14 protein-coding genes are annotated in these 19,626 nt (G+C 65.8%); 5 read left to right on the top strand and 9 right to left on the bottom strand.

The genetic code is table 11. The features are described from left to right. Positions 1-4 precede the first annotated feature (4 nt). Positions 5-508: a DUF1289 domain-containing protein gene (locus V6X63_RS07990; protein WP_367978579.1), complete on the bottom strand. Its 504-nt coding sequence runs from the start codon at positions 506-508 to the stop codon at positions 5-7. Between the two features lie 142 nt (positions 509-650). Here V6X63_RS07990 and V6X63_RS07985 point away from each other — a divergent pair, with 142 nt between their 5' ends. Next, on the top strand, positions 651-1,661 hold the full coding sequence (locus V6X63_RS07985) for a helix-turn-helix transcriptional regulator (RefSeq protein WP_367978578.1): 1,011 nt from the start codon (positions 651-653) through the stop codon (positions 1,659-1,661). On the opposite strand, the gene recD is transcribed toward V6X63_RS07985, so the two are convergent. The 7 genes from recD to V6X63_RS07950 all read right to left on the bottom strand — a co-directional run bounded on the left by recD (position 1,656) and on the right by V6X63_RS07950 (position 14,742). Next, positions 1,656-3,557, bottom strand: a complete 1,902-nt coding sequence (gene recD, locus V6X63_RS07980) for an exodeoxyribonuclease V subunit alpha (RefSeq protein WP_367966456.1) — start codon at positions 3,555-3,557, stop codon at positions 1,656-1,658. The two genes, V6X63_RS07985 and recD, sit on opposite strands and share 6 nt — an antisense overlap. Then, a complete protein-coding gene (recB, locus tag V6X63_RS07975; protein WP_367966457.1) occupies positions 3,547-7,308 on the bottom strand; it encodes an exodeoxyribonuclease V subunit beta in 3,762 nt (1,253 codons plus the stop codon). Before recB ends, recD begins: the two co-directional genes overlap by 11 nt. Beyond that, positions 7,305-10,802, bottom strand: a complete 3,498-nt coding sequence (gene recC, locus V6X63_RS07970) for an exodeoxyribonuclease V subunit gamma (RefSeq protein WP_367978577.1) — start codon at positions 10,800-10,802, stop codon at positions 7,305-7,307. The genes recB and recC overlap by 4 nt, the downstream gene beginning before the upstream one ends. Positions 10,803-10,892: 90 nt before the next feature. Further along, a complete protein-coding gene (locus tag V6X63_RS07965; protein WP_367966459.1) occupies positions 10,893-11,204 on the bottom strand; it encodes a P-II family nitrogen regulator in 312 nt (103 codons plus the stop codon). A gap of 4 nt (positions 11,205-11,208) precedes the next feature. Next, complete coding sequence (locus V6X63_RS07960) at positions 11,209-12,189, bottom strand: sodium-dependent bicarbonate transport family permease (RefSeq protein WP_367966460.1); 981 nt, start codon at positions 12,187-12,189, stop codon at positions 11,209-11,211. Between the two features lie 78 nt (positions 12,190-12,267). Beyond that, on the bottom strand, positions 12,268-13,641 hold the full coding sequence (locus V6X63_RS07955) for an FAD-dependent oxidoreductase (protein ID WP_367978576.1): 1,374 nt from the start codon (positions 13,639-13,641) through the stop codon (positions 12,268-12,270). Between the two features lie 3 nt (positions 13,642-13,644). Continuing rightward, positions 13,645-14,742 carry an acyl-CoA dehydrogenase family protein gene (locus V6X63_RS07950; RefSeq protein ID WP_367978575.1) on the bottom strand — a complete coding sequence of 366 codons (1,098 nt, stop codon included), beginning with the start codon at positions 14,740-14,742 and terminating at the stop codon, positions 13,645-13,647. 204 nt (positions 14,743-14,946) lie between these two features. On the opposite strand from V6X63_RS07950, the gene V6X63_RS07945 reads away from it, so the two are divergent. The 4 genes from V6X63_RS07945 to V6X63_RS07930 are packed head-to-tail and all read left to right on the top strand — an operon-like array spanning position 14,947 to position 18,408. Further along, positions 14,947-15,747, top strand: a complete 801-nt coding sequence (locus V6X63_RS07945; protein ID WP_367966463.1) for an ABC transporter ATP-binding protein — start codon at positions 14,947-14,949, stop codon at positions 15,745-15,747. Between the two features lie 19 nt (positions 15,748-15,766). Next, positions 15,767-17,023 (top strand): ABC transporter substrate-binding protein, encoded by a 1,257-nt coding sequence (locus V6X63_RS07940; RefSeq protein WP_367978574.1) that lies wholly within the window; start codon positions 15,767-15,769, stop codon positions 17,021-17,023. After that, positions 17,020-17,832 carry an ABC transporter permease gene (locus tag V6X63_RS07935; protein WP_367978573.1) on the top strand — a complete coding sequence of 271 codons (813 nt, stop codon included), beginning with the start codon at positions 17,020-17,022 and terminating at the stop codon, positions 17,830-17,832. Before V6X63_RS07940 ends, V6X63_RS07935 begins: the two co-directional genes overlap by 4 nt. Positions 17,833-17,862: 30 nt before the next feature. Further along, positions 17,863-18,408: an OsmC family protein gene (locus tag V6X63_RS07930; RefSeq protein WP_367978572.1), complete on the top strand. Its 546-nt coding sequence runs from the start codon at positions 17,863-17,865 to the stop codon at positions 18,406-18,408. On the opposite strand, the gene V6X63_RS07925 is transcribed toward V6X63_RS07930, so the two are convergent. After that, positions 18,395-19,624, bottom strand: a complete 1,230-nt coding sequence (locus V6X63_RS07925; protein ID WP_367978571.1) for an MFS transporter — start codon at positions 19,622-19,624, stop codon at positions 18,395-18,397. The two genes, V6X63_RS07930 and V6X63_RS07925, sit on opposite strands and share 14 nt — an antisense overlap. Positions 19,625-19,626 lie beyond the last annotated feature (2 nt).

The following is a 19,626-nucleotide window of genomic DNA, read 5'->3' as shown; positions in this document are numbered from 1 at the left end:
CCGCTTAATGAACACCCCGGGCGGCAGGCTGGCGCGAGGGGTTGAGCGCCCGGGCGTGTTCCTCGGGCGGCAGGCCACGGGCGCGGGCTTCGGCCTCGCGCGCCCGACGTGCGGTCTTCTTCGCCTTTCTGGCGAGCTTGCGGGCTTTCTTCCAGGCCTTTCTCGCATCTCTGGCGGCATCGGCATCGACGATCGGTAGTGGCGCGTCCCGCCCGAGGATGGGCTCGCCGAGGTCAAGGGATTCGGGTTTGACGCGCACCGGCGTCGCCGGCGGATGTGTCGGTACCGCGGCGGCCTGCTTCTTCGCCTTGCGACGGGCTTTCTTGCTGGGAATAGCGCGATCGCCCAGCGCGGCCAGTCGGACGGCGGACTGGCTGACCACCTCGCGACGCTTTGCCTTGTTCATCTTTTTCCAGCGCTTTTTCTCGACACGCAGCCGTCCGCAGGATAGGCAGACCTGCTGCTGGAACTTGCAGACACCGGTGCAGGGATTGGACGCTGACGCCATCCTGGCTCCTCGTTGAGAATGATTCCTGATTGTGTGGCGATGGATGCCACGGGTCAAGACGCTCCGGGCGCCGCGGATTTCCAATTCCCGCGCCCTGCGCAGTAGCATCGGCGCAGTACGGGCATTCAGGGATGAGGAAGCCATGACGGACACACTGCTGCGCCAGTGGGTAATGCTGCGGCAGATCCCGCGCTACCCGCGAAAGGTCACCGTGCGGGCATTGCGGACACAGCTTCTCGAGCAGGGCTATACCGTCACCGAACGCACCATTCAGCGTGACCTGCTGCGCCTGTCCGGCGCGCTGTTTGGTCTCTTGCTGGACGACCGCAGCCGACCCCATGGTTGGTCATGGGACCGGCAGGCCGCGCAGCTGGACATCCCTGGCATGGAGCCGCAGACCGCGCTCGCATTCAAGCTCGCGGAGCATTTCTCCGGGCAACTCATGGCGCCGGCGACCCTGAATGCATTGGCGCCTTATTTCCAGCGCGCCGGTGCGATCCTCGCCGACATGGAGAGCCCGGTCAGCGCCTGGCCGGAGAAGATCCAGACCGTGACCCGTGGCCAGACACTCATCGCGCCCACCATCGACCCGGTCATCCTCGAGACGGTTTACGACGCGCTCTTCAATGACCGGCAGTTCCGCGCGCGATATCACCGTCGTTATGACGATAGTGTTCAGGACTATGTCATTCATCCGCTCGGCATCGTCTTCCGCGATGGGGTGGTTTACCTGATCTGCATGCGGGACGGCCGGGAGGGGATCGCGCAGATGGCGCTGCATCGGATGCAGTCGGCGGAGCCGCTGGATGCACCGGCGGAACGTCCGGCGGACTTTGACTTGCAGCGCTATGTGAAAGATGGCGGCCTGGATTTCAGGATGGGATCGCAGCCGCTGCACCTTGAACTGATGCTCACACCGGAGACGGCCGTTCACCTCGCGGAAACGCCCTTGAGCGATGACCAGCGAATGACCGGGTCCGCTGATGGGCGAATGCAGCTCCGGGCGACGGTGGCGGACACCGCCCAGATCCGCTGGTGGCTGCTGGGGCTCGGTGATCAGGTCGAAGTGATCGCGCCGGAGACGCTCCGCGATGAGATCGCCGAGCGACTCAATCGGGCGGCGGGGCAGTATCGCCGCTCCGATGGCTTATGACGGGCCCGGGTGTGCGATCACCGAATGGCGCCTGGCCCGGGTGACCGCCGTGTAGAGCAGCTCGCGGCCGGCCAGCCGCAGTTCCGGCCGGGGCAGGACGATCAGAACGTCCTCGAATTCCGATCCCTGGGACTTATGCACGGTCATGGCGAACACCGTCTCCACGGCCTCCAGTCGACTGGGGAGAAAGAGCCGGATGCCCTGATCCGGTAGATCGAAGGCGACGCGCAGGCGTGGTTCGTCCTCGCCGGGCAGGCGCGTCTCCAGGCAGATCCCCACGTCACCGTTCATGAGACCCAGCTCATAATCATTGCGCACCACCATGACTGGACGGCCCTCAAACCATCCCGTATCCCGGGCGATCCAGCCATCGGCCTTGAGCCGCCGGGCAATGCGTTCATTGAGCCCGCTGACACCCAGCCGTCCGTGGCGGATAACGGCGAGCACCTGAAAAGCCGCGAAGGCCTGGAGGACGTCCCGAGCCCAGGCGCTGGTTGCCTCCCAGTCATCCGTCGCCGGGCGTGTGCCGTGCAATCGGTCCAGGTACGCGTGATAGCCCTCGGCGCCGGCGGCGTCGATTCGGGGATCGGTGGCGTCGCGCAGTGGCGTGCGCCGGATATCATCGTCACCGCCATCCAGCACGGCGGCGGCGCGCCGATAATCTCCCAGCCGAACGGATTCGGCGAAGGCGCCGATGCCGCTCTCGGCGCTGAATCGCCGGCTCTCGCGAAGCTTGACGACATGCTGCTGCAGCGCCGTGCCGCTGCCCTGCCACGCGCTGATGTCATCACCACTGGCATTGGCCACCCAGGCGATGGTCTCCGCAGTGTAGTCGCCGTCATCGGCGCCCCTGCAGAGTTCACCGAGCACCGCGCCGGCCTCCACGGAGGCGAGCTGGTCCTTGTCACCCAGCAGCACCAGTGTGGTCTCTGGCCGGAGGGCGTCGAACAGTCGGGCGGTGAGTTCCTGGTCGATCATCGACGCCTCGTCGACCACGATCAGATCCGCATGCAGGGGGTTGTAACGGTCATGCCGGAACAGCCGGCTGCCGGGGCGCGGCCCGAGCAGCCGATGCAGAGTGCTGACTTCGCGGGGAATGGCCGCGCGGATGGATTCGGGGAGGGGTAAGGCGTCGATCTCGCCGCTGATGGACTCACCGAGCCGTGCCGCGGCCTTGCCCGTGGGGGCGGCAAGACGGATGCGCAGAGGCTGATCCGGCTCGGTATCCATGCGCTGGCCCTGCAGCAGACCGAGCAGGCGCAGGACGGTACGCGTCTTTCCGGTGCCTGGCCCGCCGGTGATGAGAGTAAAGCGCGACCGACTCGCCAGCGCGCAGGCCACCCGCTGCCAGTCAGGCTGCTTCTCCTGCGGCGGGAAGAGCGTATCCAGTCGACTGCGAAGACCGGGCAGCGTCTCTTTCGGGGCGTGGAGGCGGGCATCCAGCGCCGCTCGGATGAGCTGCTCGTTGGCCCAGTAGCGGCGCAGGTAGAGATGATGGCCGTCCAGTACAAGCGGTGCGGTCCCGGTGTCCTCTGCCGCGTCGGGATCGGGCATATCGACGACGGCCGAGCCGGTCAGCGCCTGTAGGGCGTCTGTCAGGTCCAGTCCATGCAGCCAGCATGTCGGGCCGTCGGCTTCACGGGTGTCGTCGGGTGGTTCCGGCCAGAGGCTCTCCGGTTCGCGCAGGGCCGCTTCCAGATCCAGCCGGGTATGCCCCTCGCCCACCTGGCGGCTCGCGAGGGCCGCCAGGCTCAGGACGGTTTCGCTGCGCTCGGCGCCGTCCTCGGCCAGGAGCGCGGCAAAGGCGGTATCCGTGCCACGCAGCCAGCCGTCGGCCACCCAGCGCTGGAGCCAGCCGGGAAGTCGCCCGCTGCGGGGTAGGGCCTCATTGGTCATGGCGCACCTCGTGGCGGAACAGGGCATCCAGTTCCTCGACCATCGCGCGTTCCGGTCGCTCGGCATGCAGCCCGCGGCCCGGATGGTGGATGCCGCGCAGGAACCAGCAGATGGCACCGCCGACATGCTGGTCATAGTCGTATTCATCCCCCAGCCGAGCGCGCAGCAGGCGATGCAGCGCCAGCAGGTAGAGGGCGTACTGGGCGTCATAGCGCTTGTCCATGACGGCGGCGCGCAGGCTGTCCGCATCGTAGTCGCGATCGGCAGGGCCGAGGTGGTTCGACTTGTAATCCATCACCCAATATCGGCCGTCGTGCACGAAAACAAGATCGATATAGCCCTTGATCATGCCATTGAGGTCATTCTCGCCAAGGGCGGGCCGGCCGGCGTCATCCAGTGTGTGACGGCGGATGATGGTGTCGATATCGAGGGCGCGGACATTGCCGACTGAGACGAGGAACTCCAGTTCGGCGATGTAATCATCTGGTCCCAGATCGGCAAGGCGAAGCCCCGGACTATCCGGCAGGGGCAGCGCCAACCCGGTGACCTGACCAAGCCATTGCTGGATGACCGGCCGCCACTCCTGCCAGCGCCCTGTGTTGAGCCTGCGCTCGAGCACCTGCCGAAACGGCGGTTCATCCACGGCGGGGAATTGTCGTGCCGCCAGCGACTCGAGGAGATTGTGGACCAGCGTGCCGGTGGTCGGGCCGGAGGGAACGGCGTGGGGGCTTTCCGGGTCGGGCACGAGGGGTCCGGGCGGTTTTGCTGGAGCCGTTGGGTGGCGTTCATCGGCGACCGCTTCTTCCAGCACCGCCTCCTGCGCACTCCCGGGCGTCCAGGCCTTCGGCCCCTCGGCCACCAGCGCGCTGTAACTGGCGATCCACCAATTCTCCGAACCGGGGGGCTGGCCATGGTAGCGCCGGGCCGAGGCCATTGCCGGCCTCACATCGGTCGCCGCCTCATGGCATTCCATGCGGCCGGGTGGCGTGACCCCTTCGGTGGCCATGCCGGCATCGCCCTGGGTGGCCCTGTCGAGACAGTCTGCCACCGCCTCGGGAGCGGCCTTCTCCGGACAACCGATCAGGCAGCCGATGGCCGAGCGGTCCAGCACGACTTTTCTGGCGCCGGATCGGGCGCTCGGGCGTACGGCGGCCATACCCAGCCAGCAGGCATGGATGGCGCGGGTGATGCCGACGTAGAGCAGCCGCATATCCTCGGCGAGACGACGGTGCTCGGCCGCATCCTCGTCTTCCTGCGTTGGCTCGAAGGTGATAGTGGCCTCATCTCCGTCATGATCCAGCCAGGGTGCGCCGTCCTGCTTCGTCCGGTAGGCGCAGACGAACGGCATGAACACCAGCGGGTACTCCAGGCCCTTCGACTTGTGCAGCGTGATGACCTTAATGAGCGCGGCATCGCTCTCGAGGCGCAGGATCCGCTCGTCGGGAGTGGTCTCGCCGTCGTCGTTAATGGCCTCCTCGAGCCAGCGGATGACACTGGCCGGCCCATCCAGCCCCGCCGCCGCATCCTGCAGCAGCTCGCTGATCTGCAGGAGGTTGCTCAGCCGGCGCTCGCCGCCGGGACGCGCCAGCAGGCGCGGTGCCACGGCATAGTCGTGGATCAGTCGGCGTAGCGCCGGGAGGATGCCGCGCCGCTGCCACAAGGCCGCATAGTCGTGGAACTGCTCAAGGGCCGCCTCCCAGCGGGCATCGCTGCTGAACAGCGCATCCAGTGTTTTCCAGTCCCATGCCAGGCTGGCCGTGCCGAGCGCGGTGCGGACCTGCCGTTCCGACTCCGGCTCGGCCATCGCCTGCAGCCAGCGCAGCACATCCTGTGCCTCGGGGGTCTGCAGGACATTGTCGCGGTCGGAGAGATAGACCGAGGTCAGGCCGCGGCGGTTCAGGGCGGCGCGGATGAGCTCGGCCTCCTTGCCGGTACGCACCAGGATCGCGATATCCGCCGGACGCACCGGCCGGGGTGGCCCATCGCCACGGAACCCGGCCTCGCCCCGACGGCCTTTCTCGAGGAGCGCCTGGATCCTCTCGGCGCCGACTTCCGCCATCTCCCGGCGATACTGCGGAATGGGGATGCTCTCCGCGCTGCCATCCTCGCCGTGGGCCTCGAGGTGCCAGAATGTCAGTGCCGGCGGCTGCTGTCCGTCGATCTCAAGCCGATCCTGGCGACCCTTGGCCGCCACGCGGTGGAAACCAATGCCCTTCTCCAGAAACTGGCCGGGAGCCAGCGGCGAGTCACCGAAAAGCGCATTGACCGCATTGACCATGTCGGCGCTTGAGCGGTAGTTGCGGGCGAGGGTATGGCGTTGCGCGTCGGGCACGTCCTCCGCCGCCGCGAGGTAGGTCGCGAGATCCGCGCCGCGGAAGCCATAGATCGCCTGCTTGGGGTCTCCGATCAGGAACAGGCCGGTGGCGCTGTGGGTGGACTCGCCATCGGCATCGTCCCGGTAGACGGTATTGAGGATCGCGTACTGCACGCGGTCGGTGTCCTGGAACTCGTCCACCAGTGCGACCGGGAACTGCTCGCGGATGACGCGCGCCAGTCGCGCCCCGCCCGTGGATCCCTCGAGGGCATCGCGCAGGCGGGTGAGCATGTCGCTGAAACCGATGATGCCGCGTTGGCGGCGGGTCTCTTCCATCCGATGATCGACCCATCGCGCGGCATGAGCGTAAAGCGCCGGCGCCATGCCCGCCAGGTCAGTCTGAAGCGCGTTGAGTGCATCAATCGCCTCGACTGCCGGATGCCCGGCGAGTGTCTCTGGCAGTGTCTGGTTTCTCCGGCAGGCCTTGCTGAGCGCCTCGGTGCCAAGCTGGCTGAGGTCGATATCGGGTAGCCGGGGGCCGTCGCTGCTGAGCCATTTCCGAAGCGCCGGCTCGAGACGATTGCGCCAGGTATCCGGCTTCGGGCGGTTGCCTCGCGAGAGAATCTTAGCCTCCCATGCCGACTCCAGCGCCTCGCTGAGGCTGTCCAATTCCTCGCCATTCGGGCCGAGTGCGCGGCGCAGCCCATCGATCGCGGCTCGCCAGTCGGTGGCCGTGGTCTGTATCGCCCTGGTGGGGGCGTCCGCCGGCGTCTCGGCGAGTATTTCGCTGCGGCCCAGCAGCGGGCGGAGTCTGCGGGCGAGGGCGCCCGGCGAGCGCGCCGAACCGCCCTGACCGGCGGAGAGCACGACGCCCAGTGCCACCAGGGCATCGCCATCGAGCGGATAGACATGGATACGCCAGTAATCCTCGATCGCCTCACGCTCGATCAGTGAGTCGTCGGTGGAGAGCTCAAGGTCGAAGGCGTTTCCCGAGTCAAAGGCGTGTTGCCGGAGCATCCGCTGACAGAAGCCATGAATGGTGTAGATGGCGGCCTCGTCCATCCAGTCAGCGGCGGCGCGCAGGTGATCGGCATGGCGCTCGCGCTCCGGCGCATCCGGGTAGGCGGCCAGCAGTCCCAGCAATATGGCATCCGCCGGATCGGGCGCCTCCACACCTGCAAAGCAGCGCGCCGCCTGGGCGAGGCGATCGCGAATGCGCTCGCGCAGCTCCTTGGTGGCATCCCGGGTGAAGGTCATCACCAGGATCTGCGGCGGCAACATGGGGGCGCGGTCGGGGTTGGCCGGATCGTGGCCGAGGACCAGGCGCAGGTAGAGCGCGGCCAGGGTGAAGGTCTTGCCGGTGCCGGCACTTGCCTCGATGAGATGTCGGCCATCGAGGGGTGTCGTGAGCGGGTCGAGGGGGATCGGGTGCGTCATCCTTCGCCCTCCCGGCCGAGATGATCGATCAGGGGCTGATGGAGCCGAGCGGCCCAGTAAGCGAAAAGCGTCTCTTCGCCGTTGCCCGGCTCGAGCAGCGAGGCGGCGTCCGGGAAGCAGCGGCGTAGTGCGCCACTACCCGCGTAATCCACCTCACCGGCCTGGTTTGGGTTGCCTTCGTAGAACGGCGCGATGGATTCCGCCGAGAGTGGCTTTTTGTGCGCTTCGGCGAGATACCGGAAAACCGTGCGCTGGGGCAGGGGGAGGGGGCGCTCGAGTGCGGCGAGCCAGCCGGCGAGCAGCCAGTCAAGCCTCTCCGTGGCCGTCTCGGTATCGAGGGCCGGGAAGGGATACTCGCCATCATGCCCCACAATGATGGTCTCGCAGTTGATCGCGCCGGCGTTCATGGCCACATGGGCCAGCCATTCCGGTATGAGTCTCGGGTAGTGGGGGTTGCCGTCTTTGCGGGTATCGCCCGCCTTCAGGATGAGTCGGACCAGACGACCGTCTGCCAGGCGGCAGATACCCGTTGCCCAGTCCTCGACCCGGAAGACCTGCCCGCTCACTTGTCGAAGCAGCTGGAGTTCCTGCGCAGGCTCATGCCCGGCGACTTCCGCCATCCAGCGCTGCCAGCGAGCGGCCGCCTGCTGCGCGCCGTTCCTGGCCTCGTCCAGGAGCAGATGGCCCATACCGCCCACTGGTAGCCGACCGGCGCGCCGCAGCCGCTCGCCAGCGGTCTCGATCGCCGCCGCCGGGTCATCCGGCAGCGGGTCTTGTCTCAGAGGGGCAAGCAGCGCCTCATTCAGCGCATGCGCATCCAGCCCGTCGAGTTCGAAGGGTTCCGTCTCCGGTGTCACCTCGCCGGTTTCATCAAAGCGCAGTTTGAGCCGTTCGGCGAGGAAGTGCCCGGCCGGATCGCGGAGGAAACGGCTCAGATCCCGCAGGCTGATGGGGTGGGGGTCGGACAGCGCCGGCGGCGGGAGCGTATCGGAGCCGGTGGCATCCCCGGGCAGCGCTGCCTTGTCGGTCGCCGCCGTCTCCCACTCCCGGGCATAGGTGAAATATTCACCCTCGCCGGTATAACGCGCGCTGAAGGGCTGCAGGGGATGATCCACGGTAAGCGCAGTGCTCGCTGTAACCCGTCCGCTCCTGTTCCCGTCGGGCCCGTACAGGCGCCAGCCGCGATCCAGATGATCACGCAGCTGGCTGACCAGCACCGACGGCGGCAGTTCGCTGTCGTCCCGCGGGTTGCGTCCGATCCAGCTCAGATGAAGACGCTCACGGGCGGCGAGCAGCGCCTCGAGAAAGAGATAGCGATCGTCCTCGCGGCCCGAGCGATCGCCCGGGCGGTACTGTCCCGACGCTGCCATCAGGTCGAAATCCGCCGGCGGGCGCGTGCGCGGATAGTCGCCCTCGTTCATCCCGAGCAGGCAGACCATGCGGAAGGGGATGCTGCGCATCGGCATCATGGTGCAGATATTCACGCGCCCGGCCAGGAAGCGCTGGGTCGGGCCCTCATCCTCCAGCGCGCCAAGCCAGGCATCGCGGGCCACCACGAGCGGGACGGGTTCGTCGAACTGCGCCTCCGCACAGGCCGCGACCCATTGCTGCAGTGCGTCCGTCATACGCGCTTCCAGCGCAAGGTCGTCGGTCTCCTCCAGGGCGAAGCAGTCGGCGAGCAGGGTCTCCACGCGCTGAGCCCACTCGGCTGGCCGGGCTGGCTCGCTGAAGGCGGCGAGCTGGGCCTCAAGGGTATCCAGCAGGGCGCGCAGGGGGCCAAGCAGCGCGGCATCCAGACTGCCCACCTCGGGGTAGGGCTCAACGCCCTGCCAGGTATCACCGCTGCCCACGGCATAACCGAGCAGCAGGCGGCGCAGGCCGAACCGCCAGCTGTTCTGCTCGAATGCGCCAGGCAGATCGAGCCGCTGGCGCTGCTGGCCATCAAGCCCCCAGCGGATGCCGGCCTCCCGACACCACCGTCGCAGCAGCGCGACGTCGTCCTCGGCCAGGCCGAAGCGCCGGCGGAATGGCGCCACCTCGAGCAGGTCCAGTACGTCGCCCAGGGTGAGCCGCGCGTTCGGCAGGTCGCTGAGCTGAGCGATGGCGGCGGCCACCGGCGCTTCACTGCGACTGCGGCGGTCGCCGATGGTATAGGGGATATAGCGCGCGTCCCGGCTGTCCACCGTGCCGAATACCGCCTCGACCGCCGGGGCGTAGGCATCGACATCCGGGACCATGACGATAATGTCCCGCGGGCGAAGGGGGCGGCCTTCGCGGTCGGCCCGCTCGAAGGCGTCCAGCAGGCGATCGTGGAGCACCTCGACTTCGCGCTGGCGACTGTGGGCGCGATGAAAACGGATGGAGTCGTCCATGCCCAGTGGGCGTTCTTCGCCCGGTGCAGGCAGTGGTGTCAGCGCGTAGATGTCCTGCTGGAGCTGCTGGAGAAGTGGCGCGGATTCGATATCGGTGGTGTCGCCGATCGGGGGCTCGAAAAGATCAATGGACTGGAACCAGCCCCGGTAGCGTTCAGGCTCGTCCAGCTCGGCGAGCAGTCCGATGAAGTCACGACCCTGCTTTCCCCAGGCGGCGAGCAGCGGGTGGCCGGGTGTGCCCGTCCTGCGCGGATGACGTTGCCGGTCGAGCCTGAGCAGTTCGCGATCCTCGATCAGATCCGCCCAGAAATACCCCGACGGGTTCTGGATCAGTTGCAGGATCTGGGTGTGACGGGAGAGGGCATGCAGCGCCTCCAGGACCGGGCGGGGCATGGAGGTGATCCCGAAGACCGTCACCCGGCGCGGCAGCGCGGCGAAATGACCCGGCTCCGCGGCATCAAGGGCGGCGATGAATCGTGTCTGGATGCCGGGGCGAGAGAGTCGGCGGGCGGCTTCGCCCATGTCGGCGTGCAGGGCCCGCCACAGCCCCGGTTGCCACTGCTGGTCGGCAGCGAGTGAGAGGGTCTCACCCCGGGGATTGCGGAGCGCGTCACGCCCCTCCAGCCAGTCAGCGAGCCAGTCCGGCCGATAGACCTGGTACTGGTCGTAGAGATCGGCCAGGCGCCGGGCGAGCTGATGGCGTTTGCGCTGGTCCGTGTCCCCGGTGAGGAAGCGGATCAGCGGGACGAACGTCTCGGGATCGGTGTCGAGAAGGCCGGGTAGCAGCCGGTAGATCCGCCACTGCAGACGCTCCTTGTCGAATGGCGAGGTCTCCGGGACTTCGGTGGGCCCCAGCACGGCGCGATAGCACTGCCACAGGAAGGACTGCGGGAGGACGAAGCGCTGTGCCGCGGCGATGCCGCAGCCCACCGCCTCGGGGGTTTCCTCGGCGGCAAAGGCGAGCTTGAGCCACTGCGCCATGCCATTGGACTGGATGAGCACGGTCTCGTGCTCCAGCGGGTCGAGCGGATGATCATGCAGGTGAGTGACCGCCAGATCCCGCAGCGTCTCGAGCCGGTTGGCGTGGATCTGGGCAAAGCCGGGCGGAAAGGCGTCGTTCATCGGAAAAGCGTTCCATGCCAGCGCGTCATGCGTCCATCCTAATCGTCCCGCGCGACAACTGCTGACGCAGTCGGGTGACGGCGTGCCGGTCTAGAAGCGTTCGGCGCGCAGCACCTCGCAGTCGACTACGCTGACGACGCCGATATGCCGCTCAACGACGGCGAAGGCGGCATCAAGCAGGGTGTCCACACGCTCCGGCCGGACGATGCAGACCACGTTGACCATCCCGCCCACGCGGCTGATCTGGCCCTCACCGCTCCAGTGGCCGGACCGGCCCGAGCCACCCAGCACCGGCAGCACGCTGAATCCGGTCACGCCGGCCTTGATCAGGGCCGCACTGAGGCGCTCTTCCATGATCGACTCGATGATGATCTCGACGCGTTTCGCCTTGTGGGTCTGCATGGCATCAGCCTCCGGTCAGCGTCTGCGACACCGCGAGATAGATCGGGATGCCGAGGGTGAGGTTGAACGGGAAGGTTACACCCAATGACAGGGTCAGGTAGATGGACGGATTCGCCTCAGGGAGCGCCACGCGCATGGCCGCCGGCACCGCGATGTAGGAGGCCGAGGCCGCCAGGGTCATGAAGAGCAGTACGCCCCCCGTGCTCAGCCCGAGCAGGAGGCCTGCCGCGAGGCCGAAAACGGAACCGATGGGCGGCATGACCACCCCGAAAGCGAACAGACCGGGGGTGAGTACCGATTTCGCCTCGCGCAGACCGCGTCCGGCCACCAGCCCCATGTCGAGCAGGAAGAGGCATAGCACGCCCTGGAACGGCGCCTGGATGAACGGGGCGATCATGTTCATGCCCTCGTCACCGGTGATCCAGCCGATCAGGAACGAGCCCACCAGCAGCACGATGGAGCCGTTCAGCAGGATCTCCCGGACAAGGCCTTCCTCCATTTCCGCGGACTGCTTGCCGAAACGCGCGATGATCCATAGTGCCGAGAGGATCGCGGGTGCCTCCATCACCGCCGCCACCGCCACCATGTAGCCCTCCGGCGAGAGCCCGGCGGACTGCGCCACGGAGGTGGCGGCGACGAAGGTGACGATGGAGATGGAGCCATAATGGCCAGCCACGGCTGCAGCGTCAGTCACTGAGAGTTTCGACATCACACGGAGCAGCCCAAAGGCCACCAGTGGAATGGCAAATGAGAGGATGATGCCTGCGATCAAAGACAGGATCAGTGTGGCATCGACGCCATGCGAGGCCACGCTGGCGCCCCCCTTGAAGCCGATGGCGAACAGAAGATAGATCGACAGACCCTTGGCGATGGCCTCGGGAATCGAGAGGTCCGAACGTGCGAACGCCGCAAGAACGCCGAGCACAAAGAAAAGAATGATCGGCGAGGACAGGTTGTCCGCCGCCAGCGCCAGTGTGCCTTCCATGTCTGCCCCGTTGTTTTTCTAAGGTCGATGATCGCCTGAATGAACGGGGTCAGAGGGTAACCGATCGGGCCGTGGCCGTCAGGCTTCGCCGCCGAGCCACTGCTCGGCCCGTTTGCTGTCGGCCACCGCCGGACCGCCCAGGGCGAATCCATCGCAACGGTCGCCTGCGTAATGGATCCAGCGATCGGTATCGAGCTGGCGCCATTCCCCGGCTTCTACTGGTTCACGGACGGCAATAGGGTAGAGCGTGGTCTTGATGTTGATGGTATCCGGTGTCCCGTCGTAGGTGGCCTCGCCGCCGGTCAATGACGCCGCGATGATCCCTGCCTGGCGGCGAAGGGCCCGGACGTAGGGCCGGACCGCACCCTGGTACTCAACGCAGTCACCAATGGCATGAATGTGCGGGTCGCTGGTGCGCAGCTTTGAGTCGACAACGATGCCGCGCGAGGTCCGTAGCCTGGCCGCGTCGGCCAGCCCCGTGCTGGGAGCCAGACCCAGTGCACTGATCACGATGTCGCCTTGCCAATGGCCGCCGTCGTCGAGGCGGGCGGAAAAACCCTGCTCGGTATTGCCCACCAGGTTCTGGATGGTTCGCCCGGTATGGATTCGGACATCCGCGGAGGTCAGATGCGAGCGCAGTGCCTCCGACGCTCCGTGCGGAATGAGTGATGCCAGCAGCCGGTCTGACCGCTCAACCAGGGTGACTTCATGGCCGGCGACGGTGAGGTCGTTGGCAAACTCGCAGCCGATCAGCCCGCCACCAATGATCAGCACCGATGCTGTTCCGTCATCAATCGTCGAGCGAAGTTGGCGGTAATCATTCAGCGCGTTTACGCTCATCGGCTGGCCGCTGCTTCCTGGTGGTAGCGGGAGTGGGCGCTGCGTGGCGCCCAGTGCCAGAATCAACTGCGCGTAGGGGACGCCACCCCTCGGCGTCAGCACCCGGCGTCGCTCCCGGTCGATGCGCAGTGCGCGGGTGTGAGCCATTAATGTCACGCCGAGCCTGGCTGCCTGCGCTGTGCCATCATTCATCACCAACTCATCGGGTGTGAGCCCTTCCCCCGCCGCGGTCGAGAGTCGCGGCTTGGGGTAGAAGGCGCCATCGTCTGAGGTGATCATGACAATCGCCCGCTCCGGGTCGACGCGACGCAATGCCTCCGCGACGGCCCAACCGCCCATGCCCGCACCAATGATCACGGTCTGAGCGGCATTTTCGGCGAGCTGGGGGGTTTGCGGCGCATTGGCCGGTCGCTCCTTGATTGCCTCTTCAAGCGGAACGAAATCCGCCTTGGTGACGCCGCAGTCGGGACAGGCCCAGTCATCCGGAATGTCTTCGAATCGGGTTCCCGGTGCCAGGCCACCGTCCGGGTCGCCCACGGCCTCATCGTAGATGTAGCCGCAGACCACACACAGGTACTGGCGATAGGGCGTCTCGCGTTTACCCGCGGTCATGCCTCACGCGGCCTCCAGCCGCGCCAGCTCCTTGCGGATATGCTTGATCGCTGGCGTGACAATGGCGACGAAATACGACTCTCGCAATTTCCGCTGCACGGCGGAGTCTGCCAGGTACCCACGCGCGCCGGCGTGCAGCATCGCGGCCTGCGAGGCCCTGAGGCTCAGCACCGATGCCCGCTCCCGGACCTGGAGTACATCCCGGAACAGACGATCGTCGGATCCCGACGCAACCTCCGCGGCCAGGGCGTTCACGGCACCCCGCAGGTCTTCGAGCTCCGTACGCAGGTTATCCGGCTGCTCATCGAGGAATGCGTTGACATGCGCATGCGTCCGGCTCATGTCTTCCATGATCTCGATGCATGCCTCAATGACGCCAAGCGGCATACCCATCTGTAACAGCACGAACCCCGCGCGGATGCGCGGCAGAAAGGCGGCGGCGTCGTGACTGATCACCTGATCATCCGGGATGAAAACGTCTTCGAAATGGCATGCGTAGGTGCCGCTGCCCTCAAGCGCGATGAACTCGGCGCATTGTTTCAGGGAAAAGCCTGTCTGAGCGCAGTCGATCAGCGCCATGACGCGACGTTCGCTGTCGGGTTCGAGGAACACGGCCGCGAAGACATGATGACTTGCGAGGTTGGAGACCCACGGCAGGGTTCCATTGGCGAGATAACCACCCTCCACCCGTCTGGCGCGGATTTTGAGCTCCTCAATGGCGGCGACGTTTTTCATGCCATTCGAGAGCCCGGTGCCGCCCAGCAGCCGCCCGCTGGCGACGGGCTCGAGCCACTTATCCCGTGTCGCCGCCTCCTCCGCGTTGTCCAAGTACCAGGTCAGTGCGTCATGGCACCAGTGGCAAAAACCGGTCGACATGCAGATGCGGGACACCTCGGCCATGGCATCGATGGCACCCGCGAAGTCATGCCCTCCGGCCGCCGTGTGGCGGTTATAGAGCCCATGATCGCCCAGTGTTCGCATGAACCCCTCGGGATAAAGCCCATCCCGATCAATCGTCGCTGCGAGCGGCGCAAGCTCCCTTGCAGCAAGGTCGCGGGGATTACTCGTCCCTGCGTCGTCGACTGCGTGTATGGCTTCCATTTCTGATCTCCCTGTGCGGCCGTGACAGCTCGATAAGGCTAGCGATGACCGCCCTGGAACAGAAATATCGAATCCAGCTGGCGATATTCCAGATGGAAATATCCAAAGGCGTTTATAAGGATATGCCGAAAAATTCGTTCCGATGCCGGAGCTGGTTCCGTACCGTGCGGCGCCATTGGTCAAGCGAACGGTAAGGGGCAGGGCTTGAGTATCGATATTCGGATCGCCGGCGTGTCGCACTGGTTTACCTCGCCCGAGGCACCGGTGCTCGACGGGGTGAATCTCAACCTCGAGGCCGGACAGACACTGTCAATCGTCGGCGAGAGCGGCTGTGGCAAGTCCACGCTGCTGCATATGATCGCGGGCATGCTGCAGCCGCGGACGGGCCGGGTTTACCTAGGCGGTCAGCCGGCCCTGGCACCCAACCCGCGCTGGAACATCATGTTTCAACGCTCCGCACTCTACCCTTGGCTCACCGTCGTGAAGAATGTCGCGTTGGGGCTGGAGTTTGCCGGTGTCCGAGAGGGCAGGCGGGCCCGCGCCCTGGCGATGCTCGAGCGGGTGGGGCTTGCTGATCGGGCGGATGCGCACCCCCAGGACCTTTCCGGAGGACAGCAGCAGCGCGTCGCCCTGGCAAGGTCGTTAGTGGTCTCACCCTCCGTGATTCTTTTGGATGAGCCGTTTTCGGCGCTGGATACGTTTACTCGCAGTGATCTCCAGGCCGAGGTGCTGTCGATCGTCGCCGAGCAGGAGATCACGCTGGTCCAGGTGACTCATGACCTGGACGAGGCAGTGATCATGGGTGATCGAATCGCTGTCATGGAGCGTAACCCTGGGCGGATCCACGGCGTGATCGAAAACCGCATGTCTGCCCCGCGGCAACCCGGACGGCCTGGTTTCGCGGAAATGCGCGACGAGTTGCTCGCCGCGTTCGGTCGTGCGCGCCGGAATCCGCTGAGTGCTGACATCCGGCTCAGCGAAGCGCCGGTCGCCGTCAATGCCTGACCATTCGAAGGGAGGAAATATGGCAGAAGAAGACCCGTCGGAGCGCCCGCAGAGTCAGTCGGGCTGCGGCTGCAGCCGGGTGCTGACGCCCGATTATGAGGTCCGCGCCGGGAGGCGCCGGTTCATGCTCGATGGTCTTGCCGCCATGGGCGGGCTCGCCGCCGCGATGACGCTGCCGGCGGGGTTTTCGCCCGCCCGGGCCGAGGCTGAGCCGACTCTGAGAATCGGCTATCTGCCCATTACCGATGCCACCTCGCTGCTTACCGCCTATGCCATGGGGTATTACGAGGATGAGGGCGTCCAGGCCGAAAAGCCTGAATTGATCCGAAGCTGGTCGTCATTGGTAGAAGGCTTTGCACGCGACCGTTTCAACCTCGTGCATCTCCTCAAGCCCATTCCGGTGTGGATGCGCTACAACAACGACTTTCCGGTCAAGATCATGGCCTGGGCGCATGTGAATGGCTCGGGGCTGGTCGTGGGCGGGCGCTCCGATATCGAGAGCTTCGCCGACCTTGGCGGCACGCAGATCGCCGTGCCGTACTGGTACTCGGTGCACAATACGCTCTTGCAGATGGCACTCCGCAAAGCAGGTCTGGAGCCGGTCATTCAGGCTCAGGACGCATCGCTCGGCCCGCAGCAGGTCAATCTGCTGATCCTGCCTCCGCCGGAGATGCCGGCGAGCCTCGCGGCAGGGCAGATTGACGGCTACATCGTTGCCGAGCCCTTCAATGCCGCCGGCGAGTTGCTGGCGGGCGGTCGATTGCTCCGGTTTACCGGCGATATGTGGGAAAACCACCCCTGCTGTGTGGTCTGCATGCATGAGCATCAGGTCAACGCCAATCCGCAATGGACGCAACGGGTCATCAACGCGGTGGTCCGCGGTGCGCAGTATGCACAGAACCACAAGGCGGAGGTCGCGGAGATGCTCTCGCGCGACGGAGAGGGGTATCTGCCGATGCCCGCGGAGGTGGTGCGCCGGGCCATGACCCACTACGACACGCCTGAATATCGGGAGACGGGCGCGGTTCAGCACCCGGACTGGGCGACAGGGCGGATCGACTTCTCGCCCTATCCTTATCCCTCGGCGACCAGGCGGCTCGTCCGGGAGATGAACCAGACGCTCGTCGAAGGCGATCGGACTTTTCTGAATGGACTGGATCCTGAATTTGTCGCCGATGATCTGGTCGACTACCGCTTTATCGACGAGGCGCTGCGGCGGTATCCAGAGGCCGATTATCTGGGCAGTCGCAAACGACGGGAGCGACTGGCGCTGTGAGCACGGCCCGGGGCGCAACACTCCCGCGGTATGCCGGCCTGATGCACTGGCTGCAGCGGATCGGCTATCCGCTTGCCGGTGCGGGAGGCCTGTTGTTTTTCTGGTGGATTGGCGGCGCTTACATCGCCGCCCAGCCCGATCTCTTCGCCTTCACGCGATTTGCTCCCTCGGCCGCTTTGCCGGCGGCATGGCAGTTGCTTGTGAGCGGTGATCTGCTCGATGCCGCCGCGGCGAGTCTTCAGCGTATTGGTTGGGGGATGTTGATCGCGACGCTGATCGCTGTGCCGGTCGGTATCCTTGTGGGGCTCTCCGCGGTGCTTCAACGCGCGACTTCGTTCCCTTTCCAGCTCCTGCGCATGGTAAGCCCGCTGGCGTGGATGCCGATTGCGGTGATGGTCTTCGCCACCTGGGACGGCGCGATCATTTTCCTGATCGTCATGGCCGCTGTCTGGCCGGTGCTTTTCTCGACCGCCTTCGCGGTCCAGCGCATCGACCCCCTGCATGCCCGCGTGGCGCGCAATCTCGGTGCCTCCTTCGCGGGCCGGTTGCGACGCCTCATCCTGCCGGCCATCGCACCAGATGTCCTCGCGGGACTGCGGCTTGCGCTGGGCGTGGCCTGGGTGGTGCTCGTGCCGGCGGAATATCTGGGCGTGACCAGCGGGCTTGGTTACGCCATCAACGATGCCCGGGACATTCTGGCCTATGACCGACTCGCCGCTCTGGTCCTGTGGATCGGAATTATCGGTTATCTGCTGGATAGCCTCGTGGTCTTTTTCATGCGGCGTGTCGCATGGCGGCAAACCGCTTAATCACTCAATACTGACAAGGGAGATGAGCCGATGAGTAGCGTCACCAACGAATCCACCACCAAGGCAGACCTGCGGCCCATCGATCGGGAGGGCCTCCTCGGTTTCGCCGAGAAAGGCCGGAACAACCCGGGAGCACGCGGCACGAACACGGTGCACACCGTGGTGGAAGGCCAGTACAGGACCATCAGCCATGTCCGTGGCCACGAGGTGGTTGTTGACGAGCCCCTGCATCTGTTTGGCCAGGATACGGCGCCCGCGCCGGCGGAGATCGTCCTGTCCGCCCTCGGAGGCTGTCTTGCCGTCGGCATCACCGCGGTCGCCACCTGGAAGCAGGTTTCCCTGAGTAAAGTTGAGCTCCACCTTGAGGGCGATATCGGCAATCCCGCGGCCTGGGGCGCCGGTGGCCACGAGCCATCGCCGGAGGAAATGGGCATCCAGGCCGTCCGTGTGCGCGTCGATATCGAGGGCGACGCCCCGCGGGAGACGCTGGATGAAATCGTCCAGCGGGCGAATTACTTCTCGCCCATCGGCAACACCATCCGCAATCCCATCGATTTCGAGATCAGTCTGCTCTGAGGTCCGTCGCGGCGTCCTCCGGGTTCAGGCCAGTGGGCGCCGCGAACCGCAGCCATGCGGTGGCGCTGAGCGTCAGTGCAATGAATGGCATCACCGTTAGATTCAGACCCACCCAGCCGAGGTGATAGAGCAGGGCGCCGGCCATCAAGGAGCCAATCGAGACAAGGCCGAAGACGACCAGATCGTTGAGCCCCTGGACCTTGCCGCGTTCCTCGGGTGTATGGGTCTCAGTGACCAGCGTGCTGCCACCGATGAACAGAAAGTTCCAGCCCACTCCCAACAGAACCAGCGCCGCCCAGTAGTGCGGGAGGGTCTGGCCACCAACAGCAATGCCAGCACTCATCAACAGCACGAGCCCGCCGGCGAGCAGGACATTGAGTACACCGAAGCGGGCGATGAGCGAGCCGGTGATGAATGAAGGGGCGAACATTCCGAGTACATGCCATTGCATGACAAAGGCGGCCTGGCCCATGTCAAAGCCGCTCTGGCGCATGGCGAGTGGTGTCGCGGTCATGACGAGCACCATGACGGCATACCCGATGGCGGCAGCCATCAGCGCCACAATGAACCGGGGCTGGCTGATGATCTCTGGCAGATGGCGCTGCGCGGCGGCTCCGTGTGGTTCCCGTGCCCGCGGAACCCGCAGCATGCCGACCAGCACCGTGGCCGCCACGGCAAGCGCTATGACCATCAGATAGGGACCGGCCGCCGGGTGTGCTGCCCATAGCGCCTGCCCGTAATTTGCGTTCCACGGCCCCAGAACCGCCGCTACGACACCGCCCGCCAGCACGAGGGAAATGGCCTTGCTTCGAAAGTCCTCCCCGGCGCAGTCAGCCGCCGCAAAGCGGTAGTACATGGCGAAGCCCTGATAGACGCCCAGCAGTAGATTACCGAGGTTGAAAAGCAGAAAACTCCCCTCGGCCACCCCCAATGCCGCCAGTCCGCCCCCGGCGATGCCGCCCAGCGTGGTGCCCAGCAAAAAGCCGGGTCGCCGCCCGATGCGCTTCATCAGCATGGAGGCGGGGAAGGTGGCGAGCAGCGCGCCAACCTGCATCAGTGCCACCGGCAGGGTTGCCAGTGCTGGCTCAGGGGTCAGTTGCTGACCGACCACACCGCTCAGTGTCATCACCGTGATTGCGGCGATGAGAAACAGCGCCTGGCTGGCGGCGAGGATTGCTACGTTGGTCTTCTCGCGGGGCAGGTTGGTTGCGGTCACAG

Origin of the sequence: Spiribacter onubensis (assembly GCF_040838425.1) — a bacterium.
GTDB lineage: Bacteria > Pseudomonadota > Gammaproteobacteria > Nitrococcales > Nitrococcaceae > Spiribacter > Spiribacter onubensis.
This window is presented reverse-complemented; position numbering and strand designations above follow the sequence as displayed.

Bases quoted from the DNA above. Each gene is read 5' to 3' on its own strand.
- V6X63_RS07990 (WP_367978579.1), bottom strand. From the start codon at position 508: ATGGCGTCAGCGTCCAATCCCTGCACCGGTGTCTGCAAGTTCCAGCAG.
- V6X63_RS07985 (WP_367978578.1), top strand. From the start codon at position 651: ATGACGGACACACTGCTGCGCCAGTGGGTAATGCTGCGGCAGATCCCG.
- recD (WP_367966456.1), bottom strand. From the start codon at position 3,557: ATGACCAATGAGGCCCTACCCCGCAGCGGGCGACTTCCCGGCTGGCTC.
- recB (WP_367966457.1), bottom strand. From the start codon at position 7,308: ATGACGCACCCGATCCCCCTCGACCCGCTCACGACACCCCTCGATGGC.
- recC (WP_367978577.1), bottom strand. From the start codon at position 10,802: ATGAACGACGCCTTTCCGCCCGGCTTTGCCCAGATCCACGCCAACCGG.
- V6X63_RS07965 (WP_367966459.1), bottom strand. From the start codon at position 11,204: ATGCAGACCCACAAGGCGAAACGCGTCGAGATCATCATCGAGTCGATC.
- V6X63_RS07960 (WP_367966460.1), bottom strand. From the start codon at position 12,189: ATGGAAGGCACACTGGCGCTGGCGGCGGACAACCTGTCCTCGCCGATC.
- V6X63_RS07955 (WP_367978576.1), bottom strand. From the start codon at position 13,641: ATGACCGCGGGTAAACGCGAGACGCCCTATCGCCAGTACCTGTGTGTG.
- V6X63_RS07950 (WP_367978575.1), bottom strand. From the start codon at position 14,742: ATGGAAGCCATACACGCAGTCGACGACGCAGGGACGAGTAATCCCCGC.
- V6X63_RS07940 (WP_367978574.1), top strand. From the start codon at position 15,767: ATGGCAGAAGAAGACCCGTCGGAGCGCCCGCAGAGTCAGTCGGGCTGC.
- V6X63_RS07930 (WP_367978572.1), top strand. From the start codon at position 17,863: ATGAGTAGCGTCACCAACGAATCCACCACCAAGGCAGACCTGCGGCCC.